This window comes from Vibrio xiamenensis, assembly GCF_900100015.1.
In the GTDB taxonomy this organism is placed as follows: domain Bacteria; phylum Pseudomonadota; class Gammaproteobacteria; order Enterobacterales; family Vibrionaceae; genus Vibrio; species Vibrio xiamenensis.
On the sequence record NZ_FNDD01000013.1, the window covers coordinates 58,490 to 72,524 of the forward strand.

The window sequence follows — 14,035 nt, forward strand, 5'->3', positions numbered from 1 at the left end:
GAACGTCATTCGCTTAAAGCCAATGATCAAATAATTGTGTAATTTGTTGTTTATGTTACTCGTACTTAGCAGGATTACTACTGATATTTATCCATATGTACGTAACTTTTTTACTTCTGTAAGACTATTACAGTTTCAGAGCCAACTTCGTTGATAAATATCAGTATCAAACCAATTAGCCCTTTGTAGAAAGCTAGTCAAAAACCCACCAACTTTCCTAATTATTCGCACCTTCAATGTTGAGACTTTCCGCGTTCTTCTCGCCATGCATGATGGAGTATGGGTCTTGGTGAATCAGAATGTCGGAGTCGGGAAACGCCTCAAGCAATAATTCCTCAACCTTATCCGAGATATGGTGAGCTTCAACCAGCGGCATCTTATCTTCCATTTCTAAATGCAGCTGAATAAACCGCACTGGGCCTGAAATTCGCGTGCGTAAATCGTGTACCCCTAATACTCCTTCCACCGAAGAACTGATGGCAAGAATCTTTTCAACTTCTTCACTCGGCAGACGGCGATCAAGCAAAGTTTGGGTCGCGTGATAAATCATTTTGCCAGCACTGAACAGAATGTAAGCGCCAATTCCAACCGCAAACACCGCATCGGCTTGCTTGATGCCCAACCAGCTAAGCACTAATGCCACCATGATTGCCGCGTTCATGTATAAATCAGATTGGTAGTGCAGTGAATCGGCTTCTATCGCTTGGCTGCCAGTTTTATTCACTACATGTTTTTGAAAACGAACCAATGCAAAGGTGACCATGATGGCAAACAAACTGACGTAGACCCCGTATTGCGGAGATTGCAAATCGTGCGGTCGAAAGAAACGGTCCACACCATTTAAAATCAGAAACATCGCCGAGCCAGAAATAAACATCGCTTGAGCCAGCGCAGCCAATGATTCAGCCTTACCATGCCCAAAAGAGTGCTCATGGTCGGCAGGCTGCAACGCATAACGAAGCACCACTAAATTGACTAACGACGCGGCAATATCAAGCATGGAGTCAATTAACGACGCCAATAAACTCACCGACCCGGTCAGCCACCACGCGGCGAGTTTAACCAACAGCAGCAAGGTTGCAACCACCGTTGCTGTCCAAGCGGCCATTGAGACTAAACGTGCATATTCTTGTTTCATAACTAAATTTGGTTGATACAAAGTGAGGCAAGTATAACCGTTATGGCGTGAAATGCGTATGAAAGCAAAAAGGCGACCAATCGGTCGCCTTTGTTCATATCTCGTTGAAAGTTATTCTTGGTCAGTCGCCATTTTACGTTTGTGTTTCATGTGATCCGCCATTTTTTGTTCACATGATTGCTGACGATCTTGCATCAACTGAGCGTATTTTTGTTTTTGCTCAGCAGTGAGTACACTTAGCATGTCATGACGTTTGCTCATCATTTCAACGCGGCGTTCAGCTTGTTTCTCTGCCATTTGTTTAGCCAGAGCGTTAGCAGCAGCTTGGTCAAAGTTATCTGCTAACACCAATTTTTGTTCTTGAGCCTGAAAGGCTTTCATTTCTTCACGATGAGTGGCAAAGTTTTTCTCCATTTCATCTTTCATCGCTTCACGACCTTTTTCACGCATCTCTTTCAGTTGCGTTTTTTGCGCGTCGCTTAAACCCAGCTCTTTAAACATACCGCGTTCAAAACCGCCGTGGCACATTTGGTCAAAACCTTTAGGTCCTGGACCTGGAGGTGGTGGAGTTTTCTCGCCAGACGCCAAAGCACTAGCAGAACCCAACGCGAACGGAGCCATTAAAGCAATTAGCATAAGTTTTTTTGTCGTTTTCATATTCATACCTTTATATTTCTATTGGTTAGGACTGTTTCACAGCGCTTGAGTGTAGAATAATCCATTCGAAGTAAAGCAACGTTTGCAGACAGTAAAGATTCGTAAAGAGTGAGCGGTCTTACGCCAATTTGCCAGTAATATAGACCTATAAAGATAACCACAAAAAGGTAACATTATGTCCCATATTCTTCTCATCGATGATGACACAGAGCTCACCAGTCTCCTCAAAGAAGTGCTTAGTTTTGAGGGTTTTACTGTTTCAGAAGCCAATGATGGTTTAGCGGGTTTAGAACTCGTCGACGACAGTGTGGATCTGATTTTATTAGACGTAATGATGCCCAAACTTAACGGTACCGAGACGTTAAAACGTCTGCGCGCCGACTGGCAAACTCCAGTGCTGATGCTTACAGCCAAAGGCGAAGAGATCGACCGCGTGATCGGTCTTGAACTTGGCGCCGATGATTACCTACCTAAGCCATTTAGTGATCGTGAGCTGCTCGCCCGCATTCGCGCTATTCTACGCCGAACTCAAGGCCAAACCTCGACGAATAGTGAGAAAGGCAGCGATTGCTTGGAATATCAAGACTTAAAAATTTACCCAGGCCGTTTAGAAGCTTATTGCCGCGAACAACTTTTAGAACTCACCACCACCGAATTCGCTTTGCTGAGTTATTTTGTCGAACATCCAGGCGAAACGCTGACCAAAGAAACGTTGAGTCTCGATGTACTTGGCAAACATTTGGCAGCGTTTGACCGCGCCATCGATATGCACGTCTCGAACTTACGTAAAAAACTGCCAGAGCGCGAAGATCTCAAACCACGTATTAAAACTCTACGAGGGCGTGGCTATTTATTAGTTGAGGAGGAATAATGCGCATACCTCGAATCACGAGTCTCTACGGACGCATCTTCTCCATTTTTTGGTTTACGATGTTTTTGGTACTGATGGCAGCGCTATCGTTACCTCATTTTGATCCGCGTAAAGCTCGTGAAATCAGCGCCGACCATCTCAGTCATTTACAAGAAATTGTTGGCGACATCGAGCACCAGTTTGAACATGAAAATGACCTCGCGCGCATTCTGTTTCAGCTTGAAGATCCTCGCGGCAACCCGCGGGATAACAAAGTGCGCTATTACATCACCGATCAAAATGGCCAAATTCTTAGCGTTCGCAATCGTCACGACTTTAAAGAGCGTGCACTGCAAAACTTCATCACGACTGCAGAAGCCCCAGACACACCCAAACAAAAGCTCTATGGCCGATTATTAATTGCCGGGCCGCTACCGATTACCCTTGCCAACCAACATTTGCTGTTTTATGTCGGTTTCAAATGGGATCAGCCACCACCGTTTTTACTTACTCTGCTTGATAAACCGTTAACCTTACTCCTTGCCGTAATGGTCGTCAGTACCCCACTGTTGTTGTGGCTTGCATGGGGATTAAGCCAACCAGCACGTAAACTGGAACAAGCCGCCAAGCGGGTTGCAAAAGGCGAGTTTGTTGTCGATCCCGAACTGGAAAAAGGTACCAAAGAATTTCGTCAAGCGGGCGCCAGTTTCAACCAGATGGTCGAAGCGGTAAACCAGATGATTTCAGGACAGCAACGACTGCTTTCCGACATTTCCCATGAGCTGCGTTCGCCACTCACGCGCTTAAGAATGGCAACCGCGCTGGCCACTCGTAAACAAGGCGATAGTCAGGAACTGACTCGCATCGATACCGAAGCCCAGCGTCTGGAAAAGATGATCGGCGAACTGCTTGAGCTGTCACGTGTTCAGGCTGATAGCCACTTAACTAGAGAAGTGCAGCCACTGCAAAGCTTATGGGAAGAAATTCTTTCTGATGCTCAATTTGAAGCCGAGCAGATAGGTAAATCTCTGGTTTATAATTCGATTCCAGAAAAGTCTATCTCTGGTAATCCCAAGCTGCTGATGAGCGCCATTGATAACGTCGTGCGTAACGCGATTTACTACGGCAAAGATAAAGTCGTGGTGACTCTGCTCGACAATCAAGACCACGTGCATATTCGAGTCGAAGATAACGGTAACGGCGTCCCTGATGATGAACTCGCGGCGATTTTTAGGCCATTCTACCGCGTATCAACCGCCAGAGATCGCCATAGTGGTGGTACCGGATTGGGGCTCGCAATTACTGAAAACGCCATTCGTCAACACAATGGCACCATTATCGCGAGTCGCAGTGAATTGGGCGGTTTGCAACTCGACATCAAACTGCCCTTGGCGTTCAATCAATAATGAATGGCGTGCTTGAAACTATCATCAAGTACCCATACAAAGTTTAATGTTGATAATGAGAACAGTTATCATTACAGTAAATCCTCCAACCAAGGAGGATTTACCATGTCACATGAATTCCCAGAACTGCCTTACGCTTACGATGCTTTAGAACCATATATCGACGCCAAAACCATGGAAGTGCACTACAGCAAGCACCATCGCACTTACTTTGACAAGTTTATCGCCGCGATTAAAGGCAGTGAGCTTGAATCCACCAGCCTTAAAGAGATCTTCGCTAATATCTCCAAGCAGTCACCTGCGGTTCGTAACAACGGTGGTGGTTACTACAATCACGTAATTTATTGGAATTGCATGTCACCAAATGGTGGCGGTGAACCAACCGGTGAGCTGCAAACCGCCATCAACAATACGTTTGGCAGTTTTGCTGAGTTTAAAGAGCAGTTTGCTCAAGCGGCGATCAATACCTTTGGTTCTGGTTTTGCTTGGCTAATTGTAAAAAACGGCGAGCTAAAAATTGTCTCAACCAACAATCAAGATAATCCATTGATGGACGTTAACGCTGAACAAGGTGAGCCAATTCTCGCCCTTGATGTTTGGGAACACGCGTATTACATCAGTTACCAAAACCGCCGCCCGGAATACATTGATGCGTGGTGGAATGTGGTCAACTGGAACGCGGTTAACGAGCATTATCAAGCCGCATTGGCTCAATAAGTTTTGTTTGAGTGACTTGGCGCGTGTGCCAAGTCACCTTATACTGCCCGCCATCACTTACTTAACTCACGTCGACTATGTTTGATATTGCCCTTTACGAACCGGAAATCGCCCCAAACACGGGTAACATTATTCGCCTATGTGCCAATTGCGGCGCAAACCTGCACTTAATCGAACCTTTAGGATTTGATTTAGAAGAGAAAAAAGTTCGCAGAGCAGGGCTGGATTACCATGATTTGGCGCGTGTAACACGTCACAAAAACTATCAAGCATTCTTAGATTTTCTCAGCGCTCGCGAGCAGCTATTTCGCATTTTCGCCTGCACGACAAAGACCACAGGTCATCACGTTGATCCGCAATATCAAAGCGGCGACGTCCTGCTGTTTGGACCTGAAACCCGCGGCCTACCTGCTGACGTGATTGAAAGCTTACCTTTTGAGCAACGTATTCGCATTCCAATGATGCCAGAGGCGCGCAGCCTCAACCTTTCTAATGCGGTCGCCATTATTGCCTTTGAAGCATGGCGCCAAATGGGATTTGACGGCGCACAGTAATTTTTGGCGAGCTGAAAACATAAAAAAACAGGCAAATGCCTGTTTTTTTATTCGCTGTAGATGTTTATTTCAAGCGATGATGGTGATTATCGTCGTCATCTTTACGCTCATATTCCCCTTCAAAGGTATCCCCTTGCGTTGGGTCTTGATGCGTAAATGGACCTTGGCTGTCATCAAATGAATTGAATTGACGATTTGAAAAGGCGCCTGCACCTTTTACCACCACTCGCGCCATCAAATACTTCGCCAACATGGCGCGTGGTATTGGCAATAACACCACCATCCCCAGCGCATCGGTCATAAACCCGGGAGTGAGAAGTAGCACTCCAGCGACGGCTAACAGCACACCTTCCAGAATTTGCTGCGCAGGCAATTGGCCTTTTTGCAATCGTGATTGAACATTAAGCAGAGTGCGAATACCTTGGCTTCGCACTAACGAGGCGCCCACCATAGCCGTAATCAACACTAAAGCGATGGTCGGCCATACGCCAAGAAAGCCCCCCACCTGAATAAACAGACCGATTTCGATGATCGGCACAACAATAAATAGTATCAGTAGTATCGGAAACACAGCCCCTCCTCAGTTGCCCACCACATTAGTGCTAACCGCACTCAACTTCAAGCTTTGCGCTGTAGGACAAAAAGCCAATCGCACTTTTCTTGTCCAATAAGTGAACTAGAGTGAAGCGATATGCAATTTAATTCTCAATCAAAAGTTGCTAATCAATAATAAAAGACTAGATTTTAACTAACACATCAGCATAAGTAACTCGATGAAACGAATCGCCTCTACGACAACTAAGATGGTGGTCATTTGGTTAGGCGCTTCACTAATAATTGGCGGCTTTTATCTGCATTTGTCCGATAAGGCATACCAACTACTGGTCGCAAGGCTAACCACAGAAAACCAGCAGATGCTATCGTACGTAGATACGAGGGCTTCTCGCATTCAAAATAACCTCAACAATACCTTTCACGAGCTTTATTCTTCATCACTTATCAAAGATTTTGCGGGCACCAATCGACCCGATCTCAAACGCTATATTGAAAATCAATGGGCACTGGTAGCCGTCAACTCTTCTTATTTTTACCAACTCCGCTATCTCAACGCTCAAGGCGAAGAAAAGATTCGCGTTGAAATCAACAACAACACGAACAAACCCTATGTGGTACCGGATGCGGAACTGCAAGACAAAAGCCATCGAGATTATGTGGCGTACGCCAGATCTCTCCCCAACGACACCACAGGCTTTGTCGGTGTGGATATCGAATATGAGCACGGACGTCCGGTTCTGCCCTACTTGCCCGGCTATCGAATGATTCATCCGATTACCAACCAAGAGCAACGCTATGGCTATTTCATCGCTAACCTCGACGTCCTGAGCATCGTGAGAGAACTCACCACTCATGAACGCAATCAAGACATTGATTTTATCAATGATCTGGGGTTTTACCGACTAAGTAATCAAAGCAATAAACTGTTTGGCGACCTCATCGCAGAGCGTTATCACTACAACTTACGCAGCGAAAACACAGATTTGTGGCGTGCCATTCAAGCCGCACCATCGAGACAAGGCTATTACATGTCATCGATGGGACTTTATGTTTTTAAGCCGCTGGACTCGACGCTGTTCATGTCTAAAAGTCCGCTGATTATGCTCACGCACGTGCCGCATCAACAAATTCAAAACCTATTCGATAAACAACTCGTGGCGATGGAAAAAGAAGCGTTGATTATTTGGTTATTCGCCGGAATGCTGAGCGGTATTTTGGCCATGGTATGGGATGCTAAACAGCGTGAATTACTTGACCAAAAATTTGCCGAACTGGTTCTATCTAGCGGTACAGCTATTGTCATAACCGATGCCAAACATCGCATTATTCGCGCCACTAGCCGCTTCTGTGAAATTGTTGAAAAAGAATCACCAGAGATCATCAACGCCAATATATTTAAATTCACGCTCGACCCGAAACAAGCAAAAAATATTGAACAGGAACTGCACATCGCAGAAAACTGGAAAGGGCAAATGACCTTTTTAACCTCAAGTGGCCAACAACGTATCTGCCAAAGTGAAATTAGTTCATCCCCCATGCGCTGGAATCGAATGCGTCATTATGTGTATTCAATTACCGATATTTCTGAGCAATATGAACGCATCAAGCAGCTAAAAAGCCAAACCGAGCGCGACCCCGCAACTGAGTTATGGAATAAAGGTAAGTTCCATACCGTATTGGATCATTATTCAAAACTCTACCAGCGCTATCCTGACCAACCACCAAGTTGCTTAGCGATCATCGATATCGATAACTTTAAAAACATCAATGACTCTCAAGGGCATTCGGTCGGTGACCGAATCATTCTCTATGTGGCCGATAAGCTTACTGCACTGCTCAGAGACACTGACTTTATTGCTCGTATTGGTGGTGATGAATTTGCTGTGATTATTCAACATGCAGATACCGACAAAGCCGCACTGCTGATGCGCCGAGTGTGTCAAACCATCGCATCTTCCGAAGCTTATTCTTTAACGGTAAGCATTGGCATCGCCCAAATTGAACTCAACTCTGAACATACTTTTAGTCACGCAGATGAAGCCCTTTATCGCTCTAAGGCTAAAGGCAAAAACTGCGTTACTATTCACGGCAAAGAGCAACTTCATATTATAAAAACTCAATTTAGCGACTGACATTTATCACACCGTGATAAAAAAGCCGTCTTTCCCTCTATATTTCAGCGTTGATCACAGTATTATGTAGCCACTAAGTCGGGACAGATTTATAGCCAAATATTCTAGCGAATGGATTCTTAAATAGTGATTGGCGATTGATAGCTTTTGCAAACCAAATAATTACCTAAGGATCCACTTATGTCGACTATTACTGACGCCTCTCAGGCAGCCAGCAACGCGACCCGTATCGAAGAAGATCTACTTGGTCAACGTCATGTTCCAGCGGATGCTTACTACGGCATTCACACTCTACGCGCGATTGAAAACTTCAATATCTCTAACGTCACTATCTCTGATGTACCTGAATTTGTACGCGGAATGGTGATGACCAAAAAAGCCGCAGCGCTTGCTAATAAAGAGCTAGGCGTAATTCCGACCGATGTTGCCCGTTACATCATTGAAGCTTGTGATTTGATTCTGCAAACCGGTAAATGCATGGATCAATTTCCATCAGATGTATTCCAAGGTGGTGCTGGCACTTCAGTGAACATGAACACCAATGAAGTGATTGCTAACGTCGCTTTAGAGTTGATGGGTAAAGAAAAAGGTCAATACCAATTTATCAATCCCAATGATCATGTAAACCGCAGCCAGTCGACCAACTGTGCGTACCCAACGGGTTTTCGTATTGCGGTTTACAACTCAGTCCACAAACTGATTGAAGCCATCGAATACCTTAAAGGTGCCTTTGAACTCAAAAGCCAAGAGTTCAGCACGATTCTGAAAATGGGTCGTACCCAATTGCAAGACGCAGTGCCAATGACAGTAGGCCAAGAGTTTCACGCTTGGGCGGTGACTCTAAACGAAGAAATTCGCGCGCTAGAATACACATCCAAGCTACTACTTGAGATTAACTTAGGTGCAACGGCGATCGGTACTGGCTTAAATGCGGCTGAAGGCTATCAGGAACTGGCGGTAAAACACCTTGCTGAAGTCACTGGGCTTGACGTCGTTGCCGCCGAAGATTTGATTGAAGCGACGTCTGACTGCGGCGCCTACGTGATGACCCACGGCGCGCTTAAACGCCTAGCGGTGAAATTATCAAAAATCTGTAACGACTTGCGCTTACTTTCTTCTGGCCCTCGCGCTGGTTTAAATGAGCTTAACCTACCTGAACTGCAAGCGGGTTCTTCCATCATGCCTGCCAAAGTTAACCCTGTGGTTCCTGAAGTGGTTAACCAAGTGTGCTTTAAAGTTCTCGGTAACGACAACACAGTTTCGTTTGCCGCCGAGGGTGGTCAGCTTCAGCTCAACGTGATGGAACCTGTGATTGCACAAAGCATGTTCGAATCCATTTCGCTGCTATCTAATGCTTGCGTCAACTTACGTGATAAATGCATCGATGGCATCACAGTGAACAAAGAAGTATGCGAGAACTACGTTTACAACTCGATTGGTATCGTCACTTATCTCAACCCATATATCGGCCACCACGAGGGCGATATTGTCGGTAAAATTTGTGCCGAAACGGGTAAAAGCGTCCGTGAAGTGGTACTAGAACGCGGCTTACTTAGCGAAGAAGAGATCGACGATATTCTGTGTGTCGATAACTTCCTACATCCGAAATACAAAGCCAAACGTTATCAATAATCACAGCGCATGCTAAAGGGTCCGCTACATCGGACCCTTTTTGTTTGCCTAAAAACCGTACGAAATACCAATAAATCACCAACACAACATCCAAAAATTTGATGGATTAATAAGCAAAATCATGAGGTAAAAAATGTTAGTTGCAGAGCTTGTTGTTGTACTGCTCTTTATCTACTGTGGTGCACGCATCGGCGGCATCGGGATTGGCCTATGCGGCGGTGCCGGTGTGATCGTGTTATCTTTACTGCTGGGAGTTCCAACCAGCCAAGCATTAATTCCTGTCGATGTTATTCTGATCATCATGTCGGTTATCACCGCCATTGCCGCAATGCAGTTGGCCGGTGGTATGGATTGGCTGGTTGAGATTGCCGAAAACTTTCTGCGTAAACACCCAACCCGTATAACGTTTTACGCGCCCATCGTCACCTTCTTGATGACCTTAATGGCGGGCACCGGACATACTGCCTTTTCGACCCTACCGGTTATCGCCGAAGTTGCCAAGGGACAAGGTATTCGCCCTTCTCGCCCACTTTCTATTGCCGTTGTGGCATCACAAATCGCGATTACTGCCTCGCCAATTTCAGCAGCGGTTGTCGCATTTGCCGCCATGTTGGCTCCGTTTGGCGTCGATTACTTGATGCTACTGGCGGTGTGCATTCCAAGTACCTTTATCGCTTGTATGATCGGCGCATTTGTTGCCAACTTTATGGGCTGTGAATTAAAGCAAGACCCGATTTATCAGCAGCGTTTAGCAGAAGGTAAAATTCGCTTAGAGACTCAGCAGAAAAGAACCATTTTACCTACTGCTAAAACCGCAACCTTTATCTTTTTAGGGGCGATTTTAATCGTGGTCGGCTACGCTGCTGCGATTTCAAACTCTGTTGGTTTAATTACCGACCCAGCACTGGGACGTAACGAAGCGATCATTTCGGTGATGCTAGCAGCGTCTGCGGCAATCGTATTTTTTACCAAAATCGACGCATCACAAATTCCAAGCGCTGCCACGTTTCGCTCTGGCATGACAGCGTGTGTCTGCGTACTTGGCGTCGCTTGGCTTGGTTCAACCTTTGTTAACGCTCATGTGGATGACATCAAACACGTCGCCGGCTCACTGCTTGGTCAACACCCTTGGATGCTGGCTATCGTGCTGTTTTTGGCCTCGATGCTGCTTTATTCTCAAGGCGCGACTACGGTTGCATTGATGCCTGCTGCGTTAGCCATCGGCGTATCTCCGCTTACCACAGTGGCATCTTTCGCTGCCGTCAGCGCGCTGTTTGTTCTGCCAACTTACCCAACTCTGCTTGCCGCTGTCGAAATGGACGACACAGGCTCAACTCGAATTGGCCGCTATGTGTTTAACCATCCATTTATGGTGCCAGGCGTAATCACCATCATCTCAGCGGTGGTACTTGGCTTTGCCTTTGGTAGTGTCATTTTATAATTTCTCATCCAATCACGGAAAAGATGCGTGGCGTTCAAGCTGCGCATCTTTCGCCATTGCGTTTTAACCACTCTGTGATACGCACACCAATTTCCTCGACTAAATCGCCCCTCAATTGAAACTTCTTACGGATTAATTCGGTCTGATTGGGTTACACTAGCCCACAGAATGTTCAGTTTTGATTTGATTATGCACCGCTTAATTCGCTGTTTTTTATTGTTAATCACCGCGGCGCTCAGCGCTTTGCCAAGCTATGCTGCGTTTAACTCGCCAAGTTCTTCTCCGCTGGATGCACTCGCCAGCGGCGAGCATAAATTTGTCACCGTTGACGAAGCATTTCCGTTTAATGCTTATCAGCAAGGCGACCGCATTTATCTCGATTGGCAAGTCAAACCCGGTTACTACCTATATCAAGAGCGCCTTAATTTTAGCGTGCAAAACGCCACCATTGGCGATGCAGAAATGGTGGATGGCACACCACATAAAGATGAGTTCTTTGGTGATGTTCACATCTATACCGAACCACTTTTTGTGCAAATTCCGCTGCAATCCGTTGCCGAAAACGGCGAGTTAATGATTCAGTATCAGGGCTGTGCCAAGGCAGGATTTTGTTATCCGCCTGAAACTCGCAGCTTAAAACTCAATGCGATTGCTAAATCGCCAACTGCAACATCAACCGCGACAGAAAAACCACGTCACGAAATCATTGCGCCAGTTCGACCAGGCGAAAAACAGCGTTTTGACCCTGCACGTTTTGACCCTGCAAAAGTGAATTCATCAACTGAGAGTTCATCTGAGCAATCCGGTCTTGCTTCGCAACTGGCTAAGCATTGGTGGACACCATTTTTGTTTCTTGCATTGGGTGTTGGTTTAGCTTTCACTCCATGCGTTCTGCCGATGTATCCAATCCTCACTAGTATCGTACTCGGCAGTGGCAAACTGAGCCAAAAACGCGCTTTAGGGCTAGCGTTTATCTATGTACAAGGCATGGCACTGACCTACACCTTACTGGGGTTGGTCGTCGCATCCGCTGGGCTACAATTCCAAGCCGCGCTTCAACACCCTTACGTATTGATTGGCTTGAGTGTGCTGTTCATTGCGCTAGCGATGTCGATGTTTGGTCTCTACACCATTCAACTACCTAGCAGAGTGCAAACTTGGTTAAATAATCTCAGTAATCAGCAGCAAGGCGGTCGCGTTTGGGGCGTTTTTGCCATGGGTGCGATTTCAGGATTGGTGTGCTCACCTTGCACCACCGCGCCGCTGTCTGGGGCATTGCTTTATGTCGCACAAAGTGGTGATTTGCTAACTGGCGCAGTGGCGCTCTACGCTTTAGCGCTGGGCATGGGGATTCCATTAATCATCGCCGCGGTGTTTGGCAATAAACTGCTACCGAAAGCTGGCGATTGGATGAATCGCATCAAAACCTTGTTCGGCTTTGTTTTACTCGCGGCTCCGATTTTCTTGCTCGAGCGTTTAATTCCCGAGTTTTGGGCCACGCTACTGTGGTCAGCGCTTGGGCTTGCAGGCTTTGGCTGGCTATATCACGTCAAAAACAGTTTAACCTTTGGCGGTTGGAAACAAAGCCTGGTTGGCGTGCTTGCCATTCTCGGCCTCGTGGCTTCAGCAGTGCCAGTTGCTAACCTTTGGCTCTCACCTGCAAGTGAAAAAACTCAAGCCATTGCGTTCCATCGCATTAGCACACTTGAAGAGCTGAAACAGCAGCTTGATCAAGCCAAACAAGCGCAAAAACCAGTGATGTTTGATTTTTATGCCGACTGGTGCGTTGCATGTAAAGAGTTTGAGAAATACACCTTTCATGAACCAAACGTAGAAAACAAGCTAAAAGGCTTTGTTTTGTTACAAGCGGATGTCACGAAGAGCATGCCTAATGACATCGAATTAATGAGTTATATGAAAGTGCTCGGCCTGCCCACTATCGAGTTCTGGGATGCGCAAGGCAATCCTTTACCCAACGCACGCTTAACCGGATTTATCAAAGCGCAGCCATTTCTCGATCACCTCGAAAAACACGGTTTATAAACGGTTTGGCACTGGTCGATGTACCAGTGCCAAGTTTTATATGCAATTTTGATAATAAAAGTCGATTCAGTTCAGACTTTTAATCTGTCGACATTGTTCAATTTGTCAAAGCTGACAATAATTTCATTAACGAATTGGTTAAAAGAAATTAACGTCATGGATTCTACCTATACCATCATCATCGCTGACGACCATCCACTGTTTCGCAATGCCTTGTTCCAGTCGGTTCACATGGCCATCAGTGGTGCCAATCTTCTGGAAGCCGATTCCTTAGACGCGCTATTAACTTTGCTTAGCAAATCCGATATCGACCCAGACTTACTCCTGCTCGATCTTAAAATGCCTGGCGCCAATGGTATGTCTGGGCTGATTCAACTGCGGTCCGAATATCCAGACTTACCCATTGTGGTGATTTCAGCCAGTGAAGAACCCGCGGTGGTGACCCAAGTGAAACGCCACGGCGCATTTGGTTTTATTCCTAAATCCAGCGACATGCGTGAACTGGTTAGTGCGCTCAATACTGTGCTCAATGGCGAACCTTTCTTTCCTGAAGAGCTAATTATCAACGCGCCAGAGAGTGACAACCTCAGCGACAAACTCGCCACCTTGACACCTCAGCAATATAAAGTGCTGACCATGCTGTCTGATGGCTTGCTCAACAAGCAGATCGCATACGAACTCAATGTTTCTGAAGCGACGATCAAAGCTCACATGACGGCAATCTTTCGCAAGTTAGATGTAAAAAACCGTACTCAAGCAGTAATTTTGCTTCAACAGCTTGAAACTCAACTCTAAACCAAAGGTTCAGTGGGGAAATTGTTTCAATTTCCCTGACTTATAAACATCGCCTAATATTCACTCTAACTGATACACTATCCATTCACCTCAGCCATTATTTTGGCTTGTTTCA

The 14,035-nt window shown here is 46.0% G+C and carries 12 protein-coding genes; 9 read left to right on the top strand and 3 right to left on the bottom strand.

What is annotated here, in order from left to right:
* Positions 1-217: 217 nt before the first annotated feature.
* Entirely contained in the window at positions 218-1,138 is a 921-nt protein-coding gene (fieF, locus tag BLS03_RS12090) for a CDF family cation-efflux transporter FieF (RefSeq protein ID WP_093274091.1), read from the bottom strand.
* A 111-nt stretch (positions 1,139-1,249) separates the two neighbouring features.
* Complete coding sequence (locus BLS03_RS12095; protein ID WP_093274094.1) at positions 1,250-1,795, bottom strand: CpxP family protein; 546 nt, start codon at positions 1,793-1,795, stop codon at positions 1,250-1,252.
* Positions 1,796-1,970: 175 nt separating this feature from the next.
* Here BLS03_RS12095 and BLS03_RS12100 point away from each other — a divergent pair, with 175 nt between their 5' ends.
* The 4 genes from BLS03_RS12100 (at position 1,971) to BLS03_RS12115 (ending at position 5,322) form a co-directional block, all read left to right on the top strand.
* Positions 1,971-2,666 (top strand): response regulator, encoded by a 696-nt coding sequence (locus tag BLS03_RS12100; protein ID WP_093274096.1) that lies wholly within the window; start codon positions 1,971-1,973, stop codon positions 2,664-2,666.
* Positions 2,666-4,051: an envelope stress sensor histidine kinase CpxA gene (gene cpxA, locus BLS03_RS12105; protein WP_093274098.1), complete on the top strand. Its 1,386-nt coding sequence runs from the start codon at positions 2,666-2,668 to the stop codon at positions 4,049-4,051. Before BLS03_RS12100 ends, cpxA begins: the two co-directional genes overlap by 1 nt.
* A 105-nt stretch (positions 4,052-4,156) precedes the next feature.
* Positions 4,157-4,768 (top strand): superoxide dismutase, encoded by a 612-nt coding sequence (locus BLS03_RS12110; protein WP_093274101.1) that lies wholly within the window; start codon positions 4,157-4,159, stop codon positions 4,766-4,768.
* Between the two features lie 77 nt (positions 4,769-4,845).
* A complete protein-coding gene (locus BLS03_RS12115) occupies positions 4,846-5,322 on the top strand; it encodes a tRNA (cytidine(34)-2'-O)-methyltransferase (RefSeq protein ID WP_093274103.1) in 477 nt (158 codons plus the stop codon).
* A 64-nt stretch (positions 5,323-5,386) separates the two neighbouring features.
* Here BLS03_RS12115 and BLS03_RS12120 read toward each other — a convergent pair whose 3' ends face one another.
* A complete protein-coding gene (locus BLS03_RS12120; RefSeq protein WP_093274107.1) occupies positions 5,387-5,893 on the bottom strand; it encodes an FxsA family protein in 507 nt (168 codons plus the stop codon).
* Positions 5,894-6,095: 202 nt separating this feature from the next.
* Between BLS03_RS12120 and BLS03_RS12125 the strand changes: the two genes are divergently transcribed.
* From BLS03_RS12125 to BLS03_RS12145, 5 genes are all read left to right on the top strand, one after another.
* Complete coding sequence (locus tag BLS03_RS12125) at positions 6,096-8,009, top strand: sensor domain-containing diguanylate cyclase (protein ID WP_093274110.1); 1,914 nt, start codon at positions 6,096-6,098, stop codon at positions 8,007-8,009.
* A gap of 180 nt (positions 8,010-8,189) precedes the next feature.
* Positions 8,190-9,641 (top strand): aspartate ammonia-lyase, encoded by a 1,452-nt coding sequence (aspA, locus tag BLS03_RS12130; RefSeq protein ID WP_093274114.1) that lies wholly within the window; start codon positions 8,190-8,192, stop codon positions 9,639-9,641.
* A 133-nt stretch (positions 9,642-9,774) separates the two neighbouring features.
* Positions 9,775-11,082: an anaerobic C4-dicarboxylate transporter gene (locus BLS03_RS12135; RefSeq protein WP_093274120.1), complete on the top strand. Its 1,308-nt coding sequence runs from the start codon at positions 9,775-9,777 to the stop codon at positions 11,080-11,082.
* Positions 11,083-11,271: 189 nt separating this feature from the next.
* The gene (locus tag BLS03_RS12140; protein WP_093274272.1) at positions 11,272-13,125 is read left to right on the top strand and encodes a protein-disulfide reductase DsbD; all 1,854 of its coding nucleotides are present in this window, start codon (positions 11,272-11,274) and stop codon (positions 13,123-13,125) included.
* Positions 13,126-13,281: 156 nt separating this feature from the next.
* Entirely contained in the window at positions 13,282-13,920 is a 639-nt protein-coding gene (locus BLS03_RS12145; RefSeq protein ID WP_093274122.1) for a response regulator transcription factor, read from the top strand.
* Positions 13,921-14,035 lie beyond the last annotated feature (115 nt).